The following is a 20,833-nucleotide window of genomic DNA, read 5'->3' as shown; positions in this document are numbered from 1 at the left end:
GAGGCGCTGCGCGAGGACCCCTGGCAGCTGCTCACGGTGCCCGGCGTCCAGCCGGACAAGGCCGACGGCTTCGCCCGGGCGCTGCTCGGCGGGGAGGCGGGCCCCGGTGACCCGCGCCGGGCCGCCGCCCTGGTCGGCTGGCTGCTGGAGCGGGCCGCGGTCCAGGGGCACACCGCCCTGGAGCTCTCGACCGTCCGCGCCGCGCTCGCCGAGCGGGCCGTGCCGGACCCGGAGGAGGCGGTCCAGCAGGCCGTCGCCGAGGGCGCGGTGCTCGTGTTCCAGGAGGAGGACCCCGAGGAGCCGGAGGCGGAAGAGTACGAGGACGGCGACGAGGCGCCGGAGGCGGAGCCCGCGCAGGAGGCCGGCCCGCCGGTCCCCGTGCTGCTCGGCCTCGACCGGTACGCCCTCGCCGAGGAGAGCCTCGCCGACGGCCTGGCCCGGCTGGCCAAGACGGTCACCGCGGCCGAGTGGGAGGGCGGCGAGCTGGCCCGCGCCTGCGGTGCGCACGGTCTGGTGGCGCACACCGGCGGCGAGGCCGCCCGCGCCGAGCCCCTCGCGCTGGTCCGGGCCGCCCGGGAGCGCGGCCTGCGCACCGCCCTCGCGGTGCACGCCGAGAACGGCCGCGGCCGGCTGGGCGCGGAAGCGGGCGCGGTGACCGTGGCGGACCTGCTGTCCGGGGCCGCGGGTCTCGACCGTGACGAGGACGGCGCGCTCGCGCTCGACCTGCTGGCCGTCCTGGACGCCCCGCAGCTGGACGTGGAGACCGCCGCGATGCTGGTGGAGGCGCTGCCCGACGGCTGCCGGCTGCTCCTGAGCGGCGACCCGGGCGTGCTCGGCTCGGCCGGGGCGGGCCGGGTCTTCGGCGATGTGCTGGCGGCCCGGGTCTGCCCGCAGGTCGCCTCCCGCACGCCCGACCCGGGCCCGCTCGGCGAGCTCGTCTCCGGGATCGGCGTCGGCGAGCTCACGCAGGTCGAGGCCCCCGGCAAGGAGGTCGTGATCGTCCCGGTGCGGGACGCGGGCGAGGCCGTGCACCGTACCGTCCAGCTGGTCGCGGACTCGGTGCCGCGAGCCATCGGCGTCCCCGCCGAGCAGACCCAGGTGATCACGGTCGGGCACGGCGGCTCGGCCGGCACCCGCGCGCTGAACGCCGCGCTCAAGCAGCGGCTCAACCCGGGCCCCGGCCGCTTCGGCGGCTTCGACCCCGGCGACCGCGTGGCCCACTCCCCCGCGCCCGGGCGGACGGTGACCGGCACGGTGGTCTCGGCCGACGCCGAGGGCGTGCACCTGGACTGCGACGGCGAGAAGGTCCTCGTACCGAAGGACCGGGTGGAGTCGGCGGTGCGGCACGGCTGGGCGCTGACCGCGCACCAGGCGGCCGGGATGCGCTGGCCGGCGGTGGTCGCGGTACTGCCGGGCGACGCGGCGCAGGGGCTCAGTCGGGCCTGGGTGTACACCGCGTTCAGCCGGGCCGAGCGGCATCTCTCGGTCGTGCACGGCGTGGACCAGGCGCTGCCGCGCGCGGTCGCGGAGGGCCTGACCCCTCCCCGTACGACCCGGCTGCGGCCGCTCCTGGAGGCGCTGCTCGCCGCTCCCGAGGAGGAGTAGCCCGCGGCCGGGCGAAGGCGGCGGACACAACGAAGAGGGGCGGGACACCGGGTGTCCCGCCCCTCCTCCGTCGTCCGCGTGCCCGGGCGGTCAGTCCCGTTCGGGGTTCTCGTCCGGCAGCTCGTCGTCGAAGACCGCGCTGACGTCGAAGCGGCACACGATCCGCTCCGGGTCGGCCTGCTCGAACGGGGCCTCCAGCCACTCCCCCGGGTCCGGCAGCTCCTCGGCGGCCGAGACCCACAGCGTGGAGTCGCCCTCCTCCAGACCGAACTCCTTGTGCCGGGAGGCGATTTCGTCCGGTTCGTACTCGCCGAACAGCACCCCGAGCGCCGCGTGGGTGCTCGCGCCGACCACCGCGGCGCTCTCGGGGCCGTCCTCGTCCGCCTCCAGGTCCGCGATCCGCTGGGCCTGGGCGAGCAGCCGCTGCGGTTCCACCACGGCGTAGTCGCGCCGGATCAGCACGCTCAGTGCATGCGGCTCCTCGGGACCGGCGTAGGGCGGCAGCGCGTCCTCGGAGCCGGGGATCTCGAAGGGGGTGACCTCGTCGTACCGGTCGTAGAGCCGCTCGTCGTAGGCCTCGGCCGCCGCGGCGAGGGCGTTGAAGGCCTCGTAGACGGCCGGGTCGTCGTCACCGGAGCGGCGCTCGACGGCCTCCAGGTGGCGGTCCAGTGCGGCTTTGACCGCCTCGGCGGCGGCGCGTACCTCGGCAGCGGTGGGCTGCGCAGCATCAGACATAGGACAGACGCTATCCGTACCGGGCCCGTGCCCGCACAATAGATGCGATGCCGGAATACGAATTTGTCGACGTGTACGTGCCGCGAGGCGTCTCCCGCAAGGAGGCGACACGGCTCCTGACCGATCATGCCGAGTACGGACACTGGGAGTTGGACCGGCTGAGTCTGCTCCGGGACGGCAGCCGCAGGGTGCGACTGCGCCGGCGCATCATCCGCCAGCTCCGCGCCACCTGGTGAGACAGAGAAGGGGCCCCGCCGTGCGGGGCCCCTCTGCGTCGTCCCGCCGTTACTGCGCGGAGGCGCGGGCGCGGCGGTAGAGGATCGCGCCGCCGAGCAGCAGCCCTGCGCCGGCCGGGAGGATCAGGCCGAGCGAACCGCCCGCACCCGTCTCCGCGAGCTCCTCGCCGCCGCCCTTCGGCGGAGTGATCGTGTGCGTACCGGGCGTGTTCGACCCGCCGGACGTCCCGGGGTTGCCGGGCTCACCCGGGTTGTTGGGGTTGCCCGGGTTGCCCGGCTCGCTCGGGTGCCCGGGGTTCCCCGGCTCACTCGGCTCGCCCGGCTCGGTCGGCTCGCCCGGGTGTCCCGGGGTGGACGGCTCGACGCCGTTGGCACACTCGTTGCCGTACGTGGCGTTGCCCGCCCCGATCACGGTGACGCTGTTCCCGCAGGCGTTCACGGGCACGTCGATCGGCGCCTGGACATTGTTGCCGGACCCCACGCCCGGGGAGTTGCTGGTGTGGCCGCCCGCGGACGAGCCGCTACCGCCGCCGCCCGGCTTCGAGCCCGGCGTGGAGACGTTGGCGCACTTGTTGCCGAACGCGGGGTTCAGCACGCCGACGACGTTGACGGTGTTCCCACAGGCGTTCACCGGCACGTGCACCGGCACCTGAACGGAATTGCCGGACGCGACGCCCGGGGAATTCTTCGCGCCGCCGTCCGCATTCGCGTCGGCGTGCGCGTAACCGCCGCCGAGGGCTGCGAATACCCCGCCCGCGGCCGCCACGGTGATCAGGCCCTTGCGCGTGACCTGTCGCATAGATTGTCCTGCCTTTTCGGCTTCTCGGAAATGCCTCCCGGCACGATGCCCGGAGGCGGAATGCCCACCGGCCCCGGAGTGCATGGCACGCACTCCGGGGCCGGCCCGGCTCAGACCCCCAGGGGGTCGAGACTCAACGTCAGACGTTGTAGCAGGTGTTGCCGAAGGTGGGGTTCAGCAGCCCGATCACGGAGACCGTGTTGCCGCACACGTTCACCGGGACGTGAACCGGCACCTGAACGACGTTGCCCGAGAGCACGCCGGGGGAACCGATGGCGGCACCCTGGGCACCCGCGTCGGCAACGGCCATGCCCGCGCCCGCGAGAACGAGACCGCCAGTGGCAGCCGCAGCAGCGACGACCTTCTTGATCATTATTCCTCCTTGTTGGCAATGCGGTCCCACTTGCCGCGGACCGCACCACCTGTAACGAGGAGGAGCTATTGGGGCTACGAGCCTATGAGTTCATTCACTCTTTCCGGTCAAAGCCAAACGCGTGGACGAATTCGGCCTTCGAATTTGCCCGCGACGTCGACGTCAGGACGTCGAGGTCAGAACGTCGAGGTCAGGACGCGTCGATGAAGCGGTCGAGCACGCGCACGCCGAACTTCAGCCCGTCGACCGGCACCCGCTCGTCGACGCCGTGGAACATCCCGGCGAAGTCCAGCTCCGGCGGCAGCTGGAGTGGCGCGAAGCCGAAGCAGCGGATGCCGAGGTCGTCGAAGGACTTGGCGTCGGTGCCGCCGGAGAGCATGTACGGGACCGCCCGGGCGATCGGGTCTTCGGCGCGCAGCGCGAGCTGCATGGCGTCCACCAGGTCCCCGTCGAAGCTGGTCTCCAGCGCCTTGTCGCCGTGCACGTCCTCGCGCTTCACCCGCGGGCCGAGGATCCGGTCGAGGTCGGCCAGGAACTCCTCCTCGTACCCGGGCAGGAAGCGCCCGTCGACGTGCGCGGTGGCCTGCCCCGGGATCACGTTCACCTTGTAGCCGGCGCCGAGCATGGTGGGGGCGGCGGAGTTGCGCAGGGTGGCGCCGACCATCTTGGCGATGCCGCCGAGCTTGGCGAGGGTGGCGTCCATGTCCTCGGGGTCGAGCGGGGTGCCGAGCGCGTCCGAGAGCTCGTCCAGGAAGGACCGCACGGTCTTGGTGACCCGCACCGGCCACGTGTGCCGGCCGAGCCGGCCGACCGCCTCGCAGAGCTCGGTGATCGCGTTGTCGTTGTTGGTCATCGAGCCGTGCCCGGCGGTGCCCTCGACGGTGAGGCGCATCCAGTGCATGCCCTTCTGCGCCGTCTCGACCAGGTAGAGCCGCAGGTTCTCGTTCACCGTGAAGGAGAAGCCGCCGACCTCGCCGATCGCCTCCGTGACGCCCTCGAAGAGATCCGGGTGCTTGTCGACGAGGTGCCGGGCGCCGTAGGTGCCGCCCGCCTCCTCGTCGGCGAGGAAGGCCAGCACGATGTCGCGCGGGGGCTTGCGGCCGCTGCGCAGCCGGTCGCGTACGACCGCGAGGGTCATCGCGTCCATGTCCTTCATGTCGACCGCGCCCCGCCCCCAGACGCAGCCGTCGGCGACCTCGCCGGAGAAGGGGTGGTGGGTCCAGTCGGCCGCGTCGGCCGGGACGACGTCGGTGTGGCCGTGGATCAGCAGGGCCGGCCGGGACGGGTCCTCACCCTCGATCCGGGCGATCGTGGAGGCGCGCCCCTTGTGCGACTCGATGATCTTCGGCTCGAGGCCGACCTCGGCGAGCTTCTCGGCCACGTACTCGGCCGCCGCCCGCTCGCCCGGGCCGGAGTGGTCGCCGTAGTTGCTGGTGTCGATGCGGATGAGGTCCCGACAGAGGTCGACGACCTCGTCCTCGCCCGTGACGCCTCGGGTCGTGTTCGACTCGCTCACGCTGCTTCCTCCCACTTCACTGCCCCATCACTGCCGCTGGTCCCCCACATCCTCCCGCGCCCGCCCCCACCCCCCAAGAGCGACCCCGGCCTGAACAGGGGTGGTGATCGACCCTCCCGAATGTTTGCTATGGTTTTCCACGTCGGAACGGCCCAGGCCGCAACGACAGACACCTTGTCCGGGTGGCGGAATGGCAGACGCGCTAGCTTGAGGTGCTAGTGCCCTTTATCGGGCGTGGGGGTTCAAGTCCCCCCTCGGACACCAGCGAAGGGCCCCACATTACTGTGGGGCCCTTCTTCGTACGACGACGCACAACAGGTACTGCGGGGGCTTTACGTGACGCTGCTGACCCAGTCGGCCCGGACCGCCACGGCGGGCCAGACCCTCGGCGGCCAGCTGCCGTCACTGACCGGAATGCGATGGTTCGCCGCGCTCGTGGTCTTCCTGTACCACGTGCACAAGTTCGGGTATTTCGGCGAGGGCGAGGCCCTGGTCGGCTGGGCCTTCGCCGCCGGCAACGTCGGGGTCTCCTTCTTCTTCGTCCTGTCCGGCTTCGTGCTCGCCTGGTCGGCACGGCCCGGCGACCGCGTGCTGATGTTCTGGCGCCGCCGGCTGGCCAGGATCTATCCCCTGCATCTGGTCACCGCGGCGATCGCCGTCGTCCTGGCGCTCACGCTGATACCCGAGCTGCGCCCGGGGCGCTGGGAGGCGGCGGCCAACCTGCTGCTCGTGAGCACCTGGAGGGTGGAGTGGTGGCAGGCGCTGAACCCGGTGAGCTGGTCGCTGGCGTGCGAGGCGTTCTTCTACGCCCTGTTCCCCGCGCTGTACGCCGGGGTGCGCCGGCTCGGTCCTCGCGGGCTGTGGGCCGTACTGGCGCTGGCGGGCGCCGCCGTACTGGTCATTCCGTGGGTGAAGCTGCACTTCGGCTTCGACTGGGTCCTGCTGTCCTTCCCGGCGGCCCGCCTGCCGGAGTTCTGCCTCGGCGTCGTGGCGTGCCGCCTGGTCCAGCTCGGCCGGTGGCGGGGCCCGGGGCTTGAGGCGTCCGTCGCGCTCACCGTGATCGGGTACTTCCTCACGTACCAGGTCGCCAGTCCGTACCGCTTCGCGGCCTGCACGGTGATCGGCCTGGTGTGTCTCATCAGCGCGGCCGCCCTGAGCGATGTGCGGGGCACGCCGTCGTTGTGGCGCCGCCCGACGCTGGTCCGCCTCGGCGAGTGGTCCTTCGCCTTCTACATGATCCACATCCTGGTGATGCAGACTTGTGAGGTGTTCCTCGGCGTACATCCCAAGCTTTCGGCCGCGCCGGCGCTGCTTGCCACCGCGGCGGCCTTCGGTGTCTCGCTGGTGCTGGCGTGGGCCCTGTACGAGCGGGTCGAACTGCCCGGCCGGCGGCTGCTCCTCGGAAAGCGGGCCCGGCGCCGGTGAGACGCAGGACCAAGGCCCCCGCGTCCCCGCTCCCCCAGCGGAACGGGATCGATCCCGTGCGGGTGCGGCTGCCGGACGATCCCGGTGGGAGCTGGGTGACCGTGCGGGATCATCTCGTCGCGCGGTTCGGTGGGGCCATCGGGGTCGACGGGGTGGACGCGATGTTGGCGGGCGGGCGGTTCGTCGGGGGTGACGGGGGCGCCGTGGACGGGGGCGCGGCCTATGCGGCCGGAAGCCATCTCTGGTTCCACCGGGACTTTCCCGTCGAGGAGCGGGTGCCCTTCGAGATCGGTGTCGTGCATCGCGATGAGCGGATCGTCGTCGTCGACAAGCCGCATTTTCTGGCGACCATGCCTCGGGGGCGGCATGTCACCGAGACCGCGCTCGCGCGGCTTCGGCGGGAGCTGGGGCTGGCGGAGTTGCAGCCCGCGCATCGGCTCGATCGGCTGACCGCGGGGCTGGTGCTGTTCGTGGTGCGGGCGGAGGACCGGGGGGCGTATCAGACGCTGTTCCGGGACCGGCTGGTGCGCAAGGAGTACGAGGCGGTGGCCGCGTACGAACCGGGGCTCGCGCTGCCGGTGACCGTGCGGAGCCGGATCGTGAAGGAGCGCGGGGTGCTCGCGGCCCAGGAGGAGCCGGGCGAGCCCAACAGCGAGAGCCGCATCGAGCTGTTCGAGCGGCTGGACGGCGGGCTCGCCCGGTACCGGCTGACGCCGGTGACCGGGCGCACCCACCAGCTGCGGGTGCACATGAACGCGCTGGGGATCCCGATCCTGGACGACCCGGTCTACCCGGTGGTCCGTCCGGACGGGCCGGAGGACTTCGCGCGTCCGCTGCGACTTCTGGCACGGACGCTGGAGTTCCCCGACCCGATCACGGGCGACGTCAGGACGTTCGAGAGCCGGCTGCGGCTCAGTGGCCGCGGCTGATCCACTCCTCGAGGTGCGGGGCTTCGGCGCCGATCGTGGTGGTGTCGCCGTGGCCGGTGCGGACGACCGTCTCCGGCGGCAGGGTGAGCAGCTTCCCGCGGATCGAGTCGATGATCGTGGGGAAGTGGGAGAAGGACCGGCCCGTCGCGCCCGGGCCGCCCTGGAAGAGGGTGTCGCCGGAGAAGACGGTGCCGAGGTCGGGGGCGTAGAGGCAGACCGCGCCGGGGGCGTGACCAGGGGTGTGCAGGACCTTGAGGTCCGTGCCGGCGATGGTCAGGACCTGGCCGTCGGCGAGATCGCCGTCCGGGCTGTGGTCGGGGTGGGTCCGCTTCCACAGCGGCTGGTCGTCGGGGTGCAGCAGAATCCGTGCGCCGGTGGCGGCGGCGAGGGCCGGGGCCGCGTCGATGTGGTCGTCGTGCGCGTGGGTGCAGACGATCGCGCGCAGGGCGCGGCCGTCGAGCGCGGCGAGGATCGCGTCGGCGTCGTGGGCGGCGTCGACGACGATCGCCTCCGTGTCGTCGCCGACGATCCACACGTTGTTGTCCACCTCCCAGGTGCCGCCGTCGAGCGAGAACGTGCCGGAGGTGACCAGGCGGTCGATGCGGGCGGCCATCAGAAGACCACCACCGAGCGGAGCACGTCGCCCTCGTGCATGCGGGCGAAGGCCTTCTCGACCTCGCCGAGGCCGATGGTCTCGGTGACGAAGGCGGCCAGGTCGATGCGGCCTTGCTGGTGCAGGTCGATCAGCATCGGGAAGTCGCGGGACGGCAGGCAGTCGCCGTACCAGGAGGACTTGAGCGCTCCGCCCCGGCCGAAGACGTCGAGCAGCGGGAGTTCGAGCTGCATCTCGGGGGTGGGGACGCCCACGAGGACGACGGTGCCCGCGAGGTCGCGGGCGTAGAAGGCCTGCTTGTACGTCTCGGGGCGGCCGACGGCCTCGATGACGACGTCGGCGCCGAAGCCGCCGGTGAGCTCCCGGATCGCCTCGACGGGGTCGGTGGAGCGGGAGTTGACGGTGTGGGTGGCGCCCATGGTGCGGGCGGTCTCCAGCTTGCGGTCGTCGATGTCGACGGCGATGATCCGGGCCGCGCCGGCGAGCCGGGCGCCGACGATCGCCGCGTCGCCGACGCCGCCGCATCCGATGACGGCGACGGTGTCGCCGCGGCTCACGTTCCCGGTGTTGATCGCCGCGCCGATGCCGGCCATCACGCCGCAGCCGAGCAGCCCGGCGACGGCCGGGGCGACGGCGGGGTCGACCTTGGTGCACTGGCCGGCGGCGACCAGGGTCTTCTCGGCGAACGCGCCGATGCCGAGGGCCGGCGAGAGCTCCGTGCCGTCGAGCAGCGTCATCTTCTGCCGCGCGTTGTGGGTGTCGAAGCAGTACCACGGGCGGCCGCGCAGGCACGCCCGGCAGGCGCCGCACACCGCGCGCCAGTTGAGGATCACGAAGTCGCCGGGGGTCACGTCCGTGACACCCTCGCCGACGGACTCGACGACGCCCGCCGCCTCGTGGCCGAGGAGGAAGGGGAACTCGTCGTTGATGCCGCCCTGTTTGTAATGGAGGTCGGTGTGGCAGACACCGCACGCCTGGATCTTCACCACGGCTTCGCCGGGGCCGGGGTCGGGGATCACGATCGTCTCGACGCGTACGGGTTCGTCCCTGCCGGGGGCGATGACCCCCTGGACCTGCTGCGGCATCGTGAACTTCCCTTCCTCGGACAGGATCTTGTAAGGCTCTTGGGTACCACTGTCTCCTGACGAAGCGCGAGACCCCCGCAGGCCACGCCTGCGGGGGTCTCGCACTCCCGTGGGGGAATCCGTGAGGGGCGAACGTCAGTCCTGGTGGGTTGCGGCGGCCCGGCGGACCCGGCCGCGGACCAGGAACCAGCCGCCGACCAGCGCGGCCGCGATGAGCGGCAGGCAGTTGACGGTGGTGCGGCCGACGCCGCCGTCCATCCACATCAGGACCACGACGGCCGCCAGGAAGACGAGCGTCAGGATCTGGGTGTACGGGGCCCAGGGCATGTTGTAGCCGGGGCGGGTGAGCTTGCCCTGGTTGGCGCGGCGGTGGAACAGCAGCGAGCAGACCATGATCATCGCCCAGGTGCCGATGATGCCGATGGAGGCGAAGTTCAGGACCAGCTCGAACGCCTCACCCGGCATGACGTAGTTGAGCGCCACGCCCATGACGCCGAAGCCCGCGGTGAGCAGGATGCCGCCGTACGGGACGCCGCCCTTGTTCATGACGCCGGTGAACTTCGGCGCGGAGCCGGCCAGCGACATGGAGCGCAGGATGCGGCCGGTGGAGTACAGGCCGGAGTTCAGGCTGGAGAGCGCGGCCGTCAGGACGACGAGGTTCATCACGCCGGCGGCGCCGGGGATGCCGAGCTTGTCGAAGACGGTGACGAAGGGGCTCTGGTCGCCGGAGTAGGCGGTGTAGGGGAGGATCAGCGCGAGCAGGATGACCGAGCCGACGTAGAACACGCCGACGCGCCACATGATCGAGTTGATCGCCTTGGGCATGACCTTCTCGGGGTTCTCGGTCTCGCCGGCGGCGACGCCGCACAGCTCGACGGAGGCGTAGGCGAAGACGACGCCCTGGATCAGCAGCAGCATCGGCATGACGCCGTTGGGGAAGATGCCGCCGTTGTCGGTGATGTTGGCGAGGCCCGGGGTGTGGCCGCCGACGTCGTGCGAGGTCACGACGAGGAAGATGCCGACGAGCATGAAGACGACCAGCGCGGCGACCTTGACGATCGCGAACCAGAACTCCATCTCGCCGAAGTACTTCACGGAGATGAGGTTGGCGGCGAGCACGACCGCGAGGGCGATCAGGGCAAGGATCCACTGCGGGACGTCGCTGAACATGGCCCAGAAGTGGGCGTAGGTCGCGGCCGCGGTGATGTCGGCGACGGCGGTGGTCGACCAGTTCAGGAAGTACAGCCAGCCGGCCGTGTAGGCGCCCTTCTCGCCCATGAACTCACGGGCGTAGGAGACGAACGCGCCGGAGGAGGGACGGTAGAGCACCAGCTCGCCGAGGGCCCGCACCACGAAGAAGGCGAAGACGCCGCAGACCGCGTACGCGATGAAGAGGGAGGGGCCCGCGTTCGCCATGCGGCCGCCGGCGCCGAGGAACAGGCCGGTGCCGATCGCGCCGCCGATGGCGATCATGTTGATGTGCCGGGACTTGAGGTCCTTGCGGTATCCGGCGTCGCCGGCGTCCACGTGGGGGGAGGCCTGCGATGCCGCGGACGCCGCCGGGGTGGCGGACAGCGGGTCGGCCGCAGTGGAGATGCGGTCACTCATGGAGTTGTTCGCCTTCGTGAGGGGGGAGGTCTGTGCGGTACCCGGGCCCGGCTCGGGGAGATCGTCCCTCTGCGCGTGCGCGGCCATCGGACATGCTCGGGGCAAGCACCCCTCACTGACAGTGACCAAAGTCACTGATCGCCCATCTTTGAGCTACTTCTGAGGTTACGCAGAGGTAGTTCCGGGGCGGATTCGAGCTGACGCCCCCGTTTCCGGCCGGCTACGGAGCGAGGACGTCCAGTTCCTTGAGCGCCCCGACGGCGATCTCGCGGGTGAGCCGCTCGGCCCGCTCGGCGTCCTTCTCCCGTACGGCCTCGGCGACTTGGACGTGGAGGGTGACAGCGGCCGGGTCGGGGTCCTCGAACATCACCTGGTGGTGGGTGCGGCCGGCGAGGACCTCGGCGACGACGTCGCCGAGCCGGGCGAACATCTCGTTGCCGGAGGCGTTGAGCACGACCCGGTGGAACGCGATGTCGTGGACCAGGTACTCCTCGAGCCGGCGGCCGCGCGAGGTGGCGACCATGCCGAGGGCCTCCTCGGTGAGCTCGCGGCACTGCTCGGGGGTGGCGTGGAGGGCGGCGAGCCCGGCGGCGACGGGTTCGACGGCGGAGCGCAGCACGGTGAGCGAGCGGAGCTGGCGCGGCCGGTCGGCGCCGGCCAGCCGCCAGCGGATGACCTGGGGGTCGTACACGTTCCACGCCTCGGTCGGCAGGACGATCACGCCGACCCGGCGCCGGGACTCGACGAGGTGCATCGACTCCAGGACGCGCACGACCTCGCGGATCACGGTCCGCGAGACGTCGAAGCGCTGGGCGAGCTCATCGGTCCGCAGCACGCTCCCCGGCGGATACTCACCGGCCGTGATGGCGAGGCCCAAGGTGGCCAGAACCTGCGGATGAAGGCCCGAGGCCGGTGTCGTCATGGTGATCAGCCTACGGGCGCGCCGAGGCCGGGAACTAAAAGTATGACTTTAATGTCACAGGCTCTTGAATACGTCGTACTCAATGGGTTTCATGAGCGCGACGGAAATCTGTCGACGAAGACAGCGAAGAACGCGAGGCACCCCCATGAGCACCATCTCTCGCACGGCCCCCCGGGTCGTCGTCGTGATGGGCGTCGCCGGCACCGGCAAGACCACGATCGGTCCGCTGGTGGCCGAGGCGCTCGGCGTCCCGTACGCCGAGGGCGACGACTTCCACCCCGAGGCGAACGTGGCGAAGATGTCGGCCGGCATCCCGCTCGACGACGCGGACCGCGCTCCCTGGCTCGACGCCATCGGGCGGTGGGCGCACGACCGGCACGGGCTCGGCGGGGTGGTGAGCAGCTCCGCGCTGAAGCGGAGCTACCGGGACCGGCTGCGGGCGGCCGCGCCGGGCGTGGTGTTCCTGCATCTGACCGGTGACCGGGCGCTGATCGAGGAGCGGATGGCGGCCCGCAAGGGTCACTTCATGCCGACCGCGCTGCTCGACTCGCAGTTCGCCGCCCTGCAGCCGCTGCAGGGCGACGAGGCCGGTGTCGCCGTCGACGTCTCCGGCTCCCCCGAGGAGATCACCGGGCGGGCCGTCGGCGCGCTGCGCCGGCTCGCCGCCTGACCCCCGTCCCCACGCGCCGCGTCCGTCCCCCGCCGCGGCGCGCCGCTCCCCCCTGCCTCCCTAAGGAACCCCGTGACCAGACTCAGCGCCGAGATGCTGGCAGCGGACGCGGCCGAGCCGATCACCTCGGCCGGCAACGCCCAGCTCGGCATCGCCGTGCTCGCCGGCATCGCCGTCATCGTCCTGCTCATCACCAAGTTCAAGTTGCACGCCTTCCTGTCGCTGACCATCGGGTCGCTGGCGCTCGGCGCGTTCGCCGGGGCGCCGCTCGGGGCGACGATCGACTCGTTCACCACGGGCCTGGGCAAGACGGTGGCGAGCGTCGGCGTGCTGATCGCGCTCGGCGCGATCCTGGGCAAGCTGCTCGCCGACTCCGGCGGCGCGGACCAGATCGTCGACACGATCCTGGCCAAGGCCCGGGGACGGGCCATGCCGTGGGCGATGGTGCTGATCGCCTCGGTGATCGGCCTGCCGCTGTTCTTCGAGGTCGGCATCGTGCTGCTGATCCCGGTGGTGCTGCTGGTGGCCAAGCGCGGCAACTACTCGCTCATGCGCATCGGCATCCCGGCGCTGGCGGGTCTGTCGGTGATGCACGGCCTCATCCCGCCGCACCCCGGCCCGCTGGTCGCCATCGACGCGCTCGGCGCGAACCTGGGCGTCACGCTGGCCCTGGGCATCGTGGTCGCGATACCGACCGTGATCATCGCGGGTCCGCTGTTCTCCCGGTACGCCGCCCGCTGGGTGGACGTCCCGGTGCCCGAGAAGATGCTGAACTCTTTTGAGGGGGCCCAGCGTCCGTCCGAGGACCTGGACAAGCGCCCGGGCTTCGCCGCGACCGTCGCCACGGTGCTGCTGCCCGTCGTCCTGATGCTGGTCAAAGCGCTGGTCGACATCGTCGTGGACGACCCGGAGAACGCGGTCCAGAAGGTCACCGATGTCATCGGCTCGCCGCTGATCGCGCTGCTCGCCGCGGTGATCGTGGGCATGTTCACGCTGGGCCGCGCGGCCGGCTTCGGCAAGGACCGGATCGCCTCGACCGTCGAGAAGTCCCTCGCCCCGATCGCGGGCGTACTGCTGATCGTCGGCGCGGGCGGCGGCTTCAAGCAGACCCTGATCGACGTCGGGGTGGGCCAGATGATCCTGGACTTCTCCAAGGACTGGTCGATACCCGCCCTGCTGCTCGCCTGGCTGATCGCGGTCGCGATCCGGCTCGCGACCGGTTCCGCGACGGTGGCCACGATCTCCGCCGCCGGCCTGGCGGCCCCGCTCGCCGAGGGCATGTCGACCAGCGAGACCGCGCTGCTGGTGCTCGCGATCGGCGCCGGTTCGCTCTTCTTCAGCCATGTCAACGACGCCGGGTTCTGGCTGGTGAAGGAGTACTTCGGCATGAGCGTCGGCCAGACGCTCAAGACCTGGTCGGTGATGGAGACGATCATCTCGGTCGTCGGCATCGTCTTCGTGCTGCTGCTGTCGCTGGTGTTGTAGCGGCGCCCGGTCACGACGAGGCCCCGGAGCGCGGACGTTCGCGCTCCGGGGCCTCGTCGTGACATCAGCCCACCGCCTGCGCCGCAGCGCGGCCCGCCGCCCGGCCGGAGAAGATGCAGCCGCCGAGGAAGGTGCCCTCCAGCGAGCGGTAGCCGTGGACGCCGCCGCCGCCGAAGCCCGCCGCCTCGCCCGCGGCGTACACGCCCTCCAGGACCTCGCCGCCCTCCTTGAGCACCCGCGAGGACAGGTCCGTCTCCAGGCCGCCGAGGGACTTGCGGGTCAGGATGTTGAGCCGTACGGCGATCAGCGGGCCGGCCTTCGGGTCCAGGATCCGGTGCGGGGCGGCCGTGCGGATCAGCTTGTCGCCGAGGTACTTGCGGGCCCCGCGGATCGCCGTGACCTGGAGGTCCTTGGTGAAGGGGTTGGCGATCTCGCGGTCGCGGGCGGTGATCTCGTCACGCAGCCGCGCCTCGTCGATCAGGTCCTCGCCGGTGATCCGGTTCATGCCGCGGACGAGGGCGGAGAGGTCCCTCTCGACGACGAAGTCCGCGCCCCGGTCCATGAAGGCCTTCACCGGGCCGGGGACGTCGGCGCGGGCGCGGCCGATCACGTCGCGGACGGACTTGCCGGTGAGGTCGGGGTTCTGCTCGGAGCCGGAGAGGGCGAACTCCTTGCCGATGATCTTCTGGTCGAGCACGAACCAGGTGTGGTCGTGGCCGGTCCGCATGATGTGTTCGAGGGTGCCGAGGGTGTCGAAGCCGGGGAAGAGCGGTACGGGCAGCCGCCTGCCGGTCGCGTCGAGCCAGAGGGAGGACGGGCCGGGCAGGATGCGGATGCCGTGCTTCGCCCAGATCGGGTTCCAGTTCTCGATGCCCTCGGTGTAGTGCCACATCCGGTCGCGGTTGATGTGATGGGCGCCGACGTCCTCCGCGATGCCCAGCATCAGGCCGTCGACGTGCGCGGGCACGCCGGAGAGCATCCGGGCGGGCGGGGTGCCGAGGCGTTCCGGCCACTGCTTGCGCACCAGGTCGTGGTTGCCGCCGATGCCTCCGGAGGTGACGATCACCGCCTGGGCGCGGAGCTCGAAGGAGCCGGTGACCTCGCGGCTGCTCGCGGTGCCGCGCTCGGCGTCGGAGGGCGCCAGGACCTCGCCGCTCACGGTGTCGACCACGCCGGCCGTGCGACCGAGCGACGTCACCCGGTGCCGGAAGCGGAACGTCACGAGCCCGCGCGCGACGCCCTCGCGGACCCGCGCCTCGAAGGGGGCGACGAGGCCGGGGCCGGTGCCCCAGGTGATGTGGAAGCGGGGCACCGAGTTGCCGTGCCCGTTCGCGTCGTACCCGCCGCGCTCGGCCCACCCGACCACCGGGAAGAACCGCACCCCGCGGGAGTGCAGCCAGCTGCGCTTCTCCCCCGCCGCGAAGTCGACGTACGCCTGCGCCCAGCGGCGCGGCCAGTGGTCCTCGTCCCGGTCGAACCCTGCGGTGCCGAGCCAGTCCTGCTGGGCGAGCGCGTGGCTGTCCTTGATCCGCATCCGGCGCTGCTCGGGCGAGTCGACGAGGAACAGCCCGCCGAAGGACCAGTGCGCCTGGCCGCCGAGGGACTGTTCGGGCTCCTGGTCGAGCAGGATCACGCTCCGGCCGGCCTCGACCAGCTCCGCGGTGGCGACGAGGCCCGCCAGGCCCGCCCCGATGACGATCACATCAGCGTCGTACGACATGGACCGCATCTTGGATACAGGACTGTATCCAGTCAACCGTTCGGGCCGGAGCGCACGCCTCCCGTTTTCTAATGTCGAGCATTAGAATGGAGGGCATGGCAAGGACGTCGGGTCCCGAGACCCGGGAGAAACTGATCCGAGCGGCGGAGGAGATCTTCGCCGCTCAGGGCGTGCACGGCGGGCAGCTGCGGGACGTCGTCGCACTGGCCGGGCAGGCCAACCCCTCGGCCGTGCAATACCACTTCGGCTCCCGCGAAGGGCTCGTCGACGCGGTCATGGCCCGCCGCCAGGAGCGTACGGAGCAGGTCCTCGCGCCGCTCCTCGCGACCGCCCCCGACGAACTGCGCGAGCTGCTCGGGGCCCTGATCACCGCCGAGGCGAGCGAGCTGCGGACCGACCGGGGCCGACGCTGCCTGCGGATCTCCGCCCAGCTCAGCCACGAGTCGGGCGTCCGCACCCGCACCCCCCATCCCACGCTCGACGGCACCGTCTACTGGCGGCTGATCGAGCGGGTCGAGGCGTGCCTGTCCGGCCTGCCGGAGCCCCTGCGACTGGAGCGGCTCGACCTGGCGCTCACCGTCGTCGGCGCGGCCATGGCCGACCGGGCCCGGCAGTACCTCGACGGCACCGAACCGCTCACGAGCGAGGCGCTCTTCCTCGCCGACCTCGTCGAGACCACCACGGCGCTTCTCCGGGCCGCACAGCCGGACGCAGCGCAGGACCGAAGGGACCACGCATGAACGACCTCACCGGCAAGACCGTCCTGATCACCGGCGGGGCCCGCGGCCTGGGCGCCGAGGCCGCCCGCCAGGCCGTCGCGGCCGGCGCGAACGTCGTGATCACCGACGTGCTCGACGAGGAGGGCGAGGCGACCGCGGCCGAGCTGGGCGAGCGCGCCCGCTTCCTGCGCCACGACGTGACCTCCCAGGAGGAGTGGGCAGCGGCCGTCGCGTACGCCGTCGCCGAGTTCGGCGGCCTGCACGGCCTGGTGAACAACGCCGGCATATCGACCGGCGCCTTCCTGGAGACCGAGTCGGTCGAGCACTTCCGCAAGGTCCTCGACATCAACCTGACCGGCGTCTTCATCGGCATGAAGGCCGCGATCCCGGCGATGAAGGAGGCCGGCGGCGGCTCGATCGTCAACATCTCCTCGGCCGCCGGCCTGATGGGCCTGGCGCTGACCGCCGGTTACGGGGCGTCCAAGTGGGGCGTCCGCGGGCTGACGAAGATCGGGGCGGTGGAGCTCGGCACGGCGAAGATCCGCGTCAACTCCGTCCACCCGGGCATGACGTACACCCCGATGACCGCCTCCGTCGGCATCGAGCGGGGCGAGGGCAGGTACCCGAACACCCCGATGGGCCGGGTCGGCGAGGCCGACGAGATCGCGGGCGCGGTGGTCTTCCTGCTGTCCGACGCGGCCTCGTACGTGACGGGCGCGGAGCTGGCGGTGGACGGCGGCTGGACGACCGGTCCGACGGTGAAGTACGTGATGGGTCAGTGAGTCGCCCGGTGGGCCGGTGAGTGTCGTACCCCGGTGATTTCATGGGGACATGAGCGCTGCCGATGAGGTACTCGACGTCGTCGACGAACACGACCGGGTGATCGGGCAGGCTCCGCGCGGCGAGGTGTACGCGCGGGGCCTGATCCATCGCTGCACCTTCATCCACGTCCGGGACTCCGAGGGCCGGATCTTCGTCCATCGCCGGACCCCGACCAAACTGGTCTTCCCGTCCCGGTACGACATGTTCGTCGGCGGGGTCGTCGGCGCGGGCGAGTCGTACGACGACGCCGCGCTGCGCGAGGCCGAGGAGGAGCTCGGGGTGAGCGGGCTGCCGCGCCCCCGGCCGCTGTTCCGTTTCCTGTACGACTCCGAGGGCGTCGCCGGCCGCTGGTGGTCCGCCGTCTACGAGGTCCGCTGCGAGCTGCCCGTGGACCCTCAGGCGGAGGAGGTGGCCTGGCACGCCTTCGTGACCGAGGAGGAGCTGGCCGCCCGGCTCGGCGAGTGGGAGTGGGTACCGGACGGGCTGGCGGCGTACGAGCGGCTGCTCGCGTTCCGGGCGACCGGACATCCGGACATATAAAGTGCCCGCGTGAGCGACTTCGTACAGAGCCTGCGCCTGTGGTTCGCGCCGCAGCGGATCCGGGAGGAGGGCGAGACCCCCGACTACCGGTTCTCGCTGGCCAACGAGCGCACCTTCCTCGCCTGGCTCCGGACCGGCCTGGCGCTGGTCGGCGGCGGCTTCGCGGTCGACCAGTTCCTGCCGGACCTGCGCTGGGGCGTGCGGGTGGGGCTCGCGATGGCGCTGATCGGCGCGGGTGTGCTGTGCTCGCTGCGCGCGCTGAACCACTGGGTGCGCTGCGAGCGGGCGATGCGGCGGGGCGAGGATCTGCCGGTGTCGCGGTTCCCGGCGGTGTTGAGCCTCGTGGTGGCCGTGGTGGCGCTCGCGATGATGGTGGTCGTGATCTTCGGCTGGGCCGGCCGGTGACGCAGGGCCGCGATCCGGGGCTCCAGCCGGAGCGGACACGGCTCGCGTGGCGGCGGACGACCCTGACGGCGACGGTGGTGGCGGTGTTCGCCGCGAAGCAGTCGATCCACGACGAGGTGACGCCGGCGGGCCTGTTCGGCGCGGCGCTGTCGGTGCTGGTGTGGCTGGGCTTCCTGGCGGTGGCGCACCGGCGGATCCAGGGCCTGGGCACGGCCCGGCCGCGTGGTCTGTCCCGCCGGTCCGCGCTGCTGGCGGCGGGCGCGACGATCGCGCTGGCCGCGTTCGCGGTGGCCATGGTGGTGTGAGGCGCCGACCCCCTGGCAGTCAGTCCGGCTCGCCCGGGTCCGTCCACGGGACGGTGACGACGACCTTGCCGTTCAGTCCGCCCTCCGCGTGGGCGCGCTGCGCCTCCGCCGTCTCTTCGAGCGGGTACGTCCGGGCCACCCGAACCGTCAGCGCGCCCTCCTCGGCGAGGCGGGCCAGGGCGGTCAGGTCCTCGGCGTCGGGACGGACCCAGTAGTACCGGCCGCCGAGACCGATCACCTCGCCGTCCGCGACGGAGGCCAGCCGGCCCTCGGGCGCGAGGAGCTCGGGGGTGAGCTTGAGGTAGAAGCCGCCGATGGTGTCCAGGGCGGCGTCCACGCCGTCGGGCGCCAGCGCGCGAACCTGGTCGACGAACGTCGCCTCGTCGTAGACGACCGGCTCCGCGCCGAGTTCGCGGATCCGGTCCTGGCCGGCCTCGCGGGCCGCGCCGATCACCCGCGCGCCCATGTGCCGGGCGATCTGCACGGCGGCGGAGCCGACGCCGCCCGCCGCCGCGTGGACGAGCACGGTCTCGCCCTCGCGGACCTTCAGGGCGTGATGCAGCGCCTGGTAGGCGGTGAGCCCGGCCAGCGGCAGCGCGGCGGACTCCTCGAAGCTCATGTTCCGCGGCTTGCGGGCCAGCGTGCGCACCGGCGCGGCGACGTACTCGGCGAAGGTGCCACGGGACAGAAAGTCCTCCCGGACATAGCCCATCACCTCGTCGCCGACGGCGAACTCGGTGACCGAGACGCCGGGTTGGACGACGACCCCCGACACGTCCCAGCCCGGGATCACGGGGAAGACGGCGTCCAGCATCCCGTCCAGGTGCCCGGCCTGGGCCTTCCAGTCGACCGGGTTGAGCGCCGCCGCGCGCACCTTGACGAGCACCGCGTCCGGCCCGATCTTGGGCGCCGGCCGGTCCCCGTACTCGAGCACCTCGGGGCCGCCGTACCCGCTGTAGCTGATCGCCTTCATACCCCGAACCATCGGGCCGCCCCCGGACCCCCGCAAGCCCGGACCCCCCGCTCGGGGTACGCCCGGTCAGCCGCCGAGCGCGGCGGGCGGGGGCAGCAGGGTGCGCGGATCGCGCCCGGAGTGCCACATGCCGATCAGGAAGGCGGTGGTCGCCTCCAGGAGGTCGGCGCGCTCCAGCGGGCCCACGACGAGGGGCGCGCAGCCCAGGTCCTCGGCCAGCCGGGCGACCAGGGCGAGGGCGTCCTCGTCGTCTCCGCAGAGCGGGACGGCCAGCGGTCCGTCGGCGAAGACCGGCGGCGTACGGCTCCACACGGCGGGCGTGACGTGGTTGAACGCCTTGACCACCCGCGCGCCGGTCGCGGCGGCGATCCGGCGCGCCGCGCCCGGCCCGGGGCCGGTGGTGAGCGCGAGGTCCGGGCCGACGGCGTTGGTGCAGTCGACGAGGACCCGGCCGCGCAGGTCGCCCGCGGCGTCGAGCACGCCGACGACGCTGTCGTACGGGAGGGCGAGCAGCGCGGCCTCGCCGTACCGCGCGGCCTCGCCCAGGGTGCCCGCGCGGGCCCCGATCCGGGCGGCGAGGGCGGCGGTCCGCTCCGGGGAGCGGCCGCCGACGAGGACGTCGTGGCCGGCACGGACCCACTGTCCGCCCAGCGCTTCCGCCATGTTTCCGGCGCCGAGAATTCCTATGCGCATGTTCGCTCCGTGCGAGGGTGAAGGGGTTGGGGAGATGGATCGACGTGAACGGTCGACATGAACGACGGTAGAGAGAGGGCTGGTTACCGAATGGTGCGTGAGCCTCGGTGACGGACCGCATGCTGGCCGACTGCCGGGCCCGGCTCGGGTTCGACCTGCTCGCGAACACCTGGAATCCGGTGCTCCTGTACGCGCTGGCGGATGGGCCGCGCCGGCCCGGCGAGCTGCGCGCTGCGATCGGCGGGATCAGCGCCAAGGTGCTCACCGAGACGCTGCGCAGGCTGACCGGCCACGGCCTTGTGGAGCGGCACGCGTACGACGAGGCCCCGCCGCGCGTCGAGTACGCGCTGACCCCGCTGGGGCGGACGCTGCTCGGGCCGATCGAGGCGCTGGGGCGGTGGTCGGCGGAGTACGGCGACGCGTTCGTCGCTGCGCAGGGCTGGGACGAGGACGGGGCCGCGGACGAAGACGAGGACTAAGACGAGGCCGAGGCCGAGGCCGAGGCCGAGGCCGGGGCCGGGGACGAGGACGGGGACGGGGACGAGGCCGACTCGGACATTTCGGACTAGCCTGAGGAGATCACACCCCCTCACAGAGGAGACGTCATGACCCTCCTCCACCACGAGCACCCCACCCACGCGCACAGCCACGGGCC

At 72.1% G+C, this 20,833-nt stretch carries 23 protein-coding genes and 1 tRNA gene; 13 read left to right on the top strand and 11 right to left on the bottom strand.

Features of this window, described 5'->3' with window-relative positions:
• Positions 1-1,605, top strand: a 1,605-nt coding sequence (locus VIU94_RS41735) for an ATP-binding domain-containing protein (RefSeq protein ID WP_331920414.1), incomplete at its 5' end; no start/stop codon positions are given.
• 90 nt (positions 1,606-1,695) lie between these two features.
• On the opposite strand, the gene VIU94_RS41730 is transcribed toward VIU94_RS41735, so the two are convergent.
• On the bottom strand, positions 1,696-2,340 hold the full coding sequence (locus VIU94_RS41730; protein WP_331920412.1) for a hypothetical protein: 645 nt from the start codon (positions 2,338-2,340) through the stop codon (positions 1,696-1,698).
• 47 nt (positions 2,341-2,387) lie between these two features.
• On the opposite strand from VIU94_RS41730, the gene VIU94_RS41725 reads away from it, so the two are divergent.
• Positions 2,388-2,576, top strand: a complete 189-nt coding sequence (locus VIU94_RS41725) for a DUF5703 family protein (RefSeq protein WP_189217267.1) — start codon at positions 2,388-2,390, stop codon at positions 2,574-2,576.
• Between the two features lie 49 nt (positions 2,577-2,625).
• Here VIU94_RS41725 and VIU94_RS41720 read toward each other — a convergent pair whose 3' ends face one another.
• The 3 genes from VIU94_RS41720 to VIU94_RS41710 all read right to left on the bottom strand — a co-directional run bounded on the left by VIU94_RS41720 (position 2,626) and on the right by VIU94_RS41710 (position 5,264).
• Positions 2,626-3,375, bottom strand: coding sequence for a chaplin (locus VIU94_RS41720; RefSeq protein ID WP_331920410.1), 750 nt, complete (start codon positions 3,373-3,375; stop codon positions 2,626-2,628).
• Positions 3,376-3,514: 139 nt separating this feature from the next.
• On the bottom strand, positions 3,515-3,748 hold the full coding sequence (chpH, locus tag VIU94_RS41715) for a chaplin ChpH (protein ID WP_331920408.1): 234 nt from the start codon (positions 3,746-3,748) through the stop codon (positions 3,515-3,517).
• 190 nt (positions 3,749-3,938) lie between these two features.
• Positions 3,939-5,264 (bottom strand): M20/M25/M40 family metallo-hydrolase, encoded by a 1,326-nt coding sequence (locus tag VIU94_RS41710; protein WP_331920406.1) that lies wholly within the window; start codon positions 5,262-5,264, stop codon positions 3,939-3,941.
• Between the two features lie 176 nt (positions 5,265-5,440).
• On the opposite strand from VIU94_RS41710, the gene VIU94_RS41705 reads away from it, so the two are divergent.
• From VIU94_RS41705 to VIU94_RS41695, 3 genes are all read left to right on the top strand, one after another.
• A tRNA-Leu gene (locus tag VIU94_RS41705) sits at positions 5,441-5,528 on the top strand.
• Between the two features lie 72 nt (positions 5,529-5,600).
• Positions 5,601-6,689, top strand: coding sequence for an acyltransferase family protein (locus tag VIU94_RS41700; RefSeq protein WP_331920404.1), 1,089 nt, complete (start codon positions 5,601-5,603; stop codon positions 6,687-6,689).
• Positions 6,686-7,618 carry a pseudouridine synthase gene (locus VIU94_RS41695; protein ID WP_331920402.1) on the top strand — a complete coding sequence of 311 codons (933 nt, stop codon included), beginning with the start codon at positions 6,686-6,688 and terminating at the stop codon, positions 7,616-7,618. The genes VIU94_RS41700 and VIU94_RS41695 overlap by 4 nt, the downstream gene beginning before the upstream one ends.
• On the opposite strand, the gene VIU94_RS41690 is transcribed toward VIU94_RS41695, so the two are convergent.
• From VIU94_RS41690 to VIU94_RS41675, 4 genes are all read right to left on the bottom strand, one after another.
• Positions 7,602-8,231, bottom strand: a complete 630-nt coding sequence (locus VIU94_RS41690) for an MBL fold metallo-hydrolase (RefSeq protein WP_331920400.1) — start codon at positions 8,229-8,231, stop codon at positions 7,602-7,604. The two genes, VIU94_RS41695 and VIU94_RS41690, sit on opposite strands and share 17 nt — an antisense overlap.
• Positions 8,231-9,316 (bottom strand): S-(hydroxymethyl)mycothiol dehydrogenase, encoded by a 1,086-nt coding sequence (locus tag VIU94_RS41685; RefSeq protein WP_331920398.1) that lies wholly within the window; start codon positions 9,314-9,316, stop codon positions 8,231-8,233. The genes VIU94_RS41690 and VIU94_RS41685 overlap by 1 nt, the downstream gene beginning before the upstream one ends.
• A 135-nt stretch (positions 9,317-9,451) precedes the next feature.
• On the bottom strand, positions 9,452-10,924 hold the full coding sequence (locus tag VIU94_RS41680) for an amino acid permease (RefSeq protein WP_331920396.1): 1,473 nt from the start codon (positions 10,922-10,924) through the stop codon (positions 9,452-9,454).
• Positions 10,925-11,144: 220 nt separating this feature from the next.
• Positions 11,145-11,846: a FadR/GntR family transcriptional regulator gene (locus tag VIU94_RS41675; protein WP_331920394.1), complete on the bottom strand. Its 702-nt coding sequence runs from the start codon at positions 11,844-11,846 to the stop codon at positions 11,145-11,147.
• A 145-nt stretch (positions 11,847-11,991) separates the two neighbouring features.
• Between VIU94_RS41675 and VIU94_RS41670 the strand changes: the two genes are divergently transcribed.
• Together VIU94_RS41670 and VIU94_RS41665 are read left to right on the top strand one after the other, a co-directional pair.
• Positions 11,992-12,516, top strand: a complete 525-nt coding sequence (locus tag VIU94_RS41670; RefSeq protein ID WP_331920392.1) for a gluconokinase — start codon at positions 11,992-11,994, stop codon at positions 12,514-12,516.
• 72 nt (positions 12,517-12,588) lie between these two features.
• Positions 12,589-14,001 (top strand): GntP family permease, encoded by a 1,413-nt coding sequence (locus tag VIU94_RS41665; RefSeq protein WP_331920390.1) that lies wholly within the window; start codon positions 12,589-12,591, stop codon positions 13,999-14,001.
• Positions 14,002-14,065: 64 nt separating this feature from the next.
• Here the strand turns inward: VIU94_RS41665 and VIU94_RS41660 are convergent, their stop codons facing one another.
• Complete coding sequence (locus tag VIU94_RS41660; protein ID WP_331920388.1) at positions 14,066-15,721, bottom strand: FAD-binding dehydrogenase; 1,656 nt, start codon at positions 15,719-15,721, stop codon at positions 14,066-14,068.
• Positions 15,722-15,816: 95 nt separating this feature from the next.
• Here VIU94_RS41660 and VIU94_RS41655 point away from each other — a divergent pair, with 95 nt between their 5' ends.
• Genes VIU94_RS41655 through VIU94_RS41635 form a run of 5 tightly spaced genes read left to right on the top strand, consistent with a single transcriptional unit; the run spans position 15,817 to position 18,512 of the window.
• Positions 15,817-16,461: a TetR/AcrR family transcriptional regulator gene (locus tag VIU94_RS41655; protein ID WP_331920386.1), complete on the top strand. Its 645-nt coding sequence runs from the start codon at positions 15,817-15,819 to the stop codon at positions 16,459-16,461.
• Positions 16,458-17,222, top strand: coding sequence for a glucose 1-dehydrogenase (locus VIU94_RS41650; RefSeq protein WP_331920384.1), 765 nt, complete (start codon positions 16,458-16,460; stop codon positions 17,220-17,222). The genes VIU94_RS41655 and VIU94_RS41650 overlap by 4 nt, the downstream gene beginning before the upstream one ends.
• Before the next feature lie 49 nt (positions 17,223-17,271).
• A complete protein-coding gene (locus VIU94_RS41645; protein ID WP_331920382.1) occupies positions 17,272-17,802 on the top strand; it encodes an NUDIX hydrolase in 531 nt (176 codons plus the stop codon).
• A gap of 9 nt (positions 17,803-17,811) precedes the next feature.
• On the top strand, positions 17,812-18,207 hold the full coding sequence (locus VIU94_RS41640; RefSeq protein ID WP_331920380.1) for a YidH family protein: 396 nt from the start codon (positions 17,812-17,814) through the stop codon (positions 18,205-18,207).
• Positions 18,204-18,512, top strand: a complete 309-nt coding sequence (locus VIU94_RS41635; RefSeq protein WP_331920378.1) for a DUF202 domain-containing protein — start codon at positions 18,204-18,206, stop codon at positions 18,510-18,512. The genes VIU94_RS41640 and VIU94_RS41635 overlap by 4 nt, the downstream gene beginning before the upstream one ends.
• Before the next feature lie 19 nt (positions 18,513-18,531).
• Here the strand turns inward: VIU94_RS41635 and VIU94_RS41630 are convergent, their stop codons facing one another.
• Positions 18,532-19,485, bottom strand: a complete 954-nt coding sequence (locus tag VIU94_RS41630) for an NADP-dependent oxidoreductase (protein ID WP_331920376.1) — start codon at positions 19,483-19,485, stop codon at positions 18,532-18,534.
• 66 nt (positions 19,486-19,551) lie between these two features.
• On the bottom strand, positions 19,552-20,178 hold the full coding sequence (locus VIU94_RS41625; RefSeq protein ID WP_331920374.1) for an NADPH-dependent F420 reductase: 627 nt from the start codon (positions 20,176-20,178) through the stop codon (positions 19,552-19,554).
• Between the two features lie 119 nt (positions 20,179-20,297).
• Here VIU94_RS41625 and VIU94_RS41620 point away from each other — a divergent pair, with 119 nt between their 5' ends.
• On the top strand, positions 20,298-20,657 hold the full coding sequence (locus VIU94_RS41620; protein WP_331920416.1) for a winged helix-turn-helix transcriptional regulator: 360 nt from the start codon (positions 20,298-20,300) through the stop codon (positions 20,655-20,657).
• Positions 20,658-20,833: the final 176 nt, after the last annotated feature.

The sequence above is a fragment of the Streptomyces sp. genome (assembly GCF_036566765.1).
Lineage (GTDB): Bacteria > Actinomycetota > Actinomycetes > Streptomycetales > Streptomycetaceae > Streptomyces.
The sequence above is the reverse complement of the archived record's forward strand: the minus strand, read 5'-3'. Positions and strand labels throughout refer to the sequence as shown.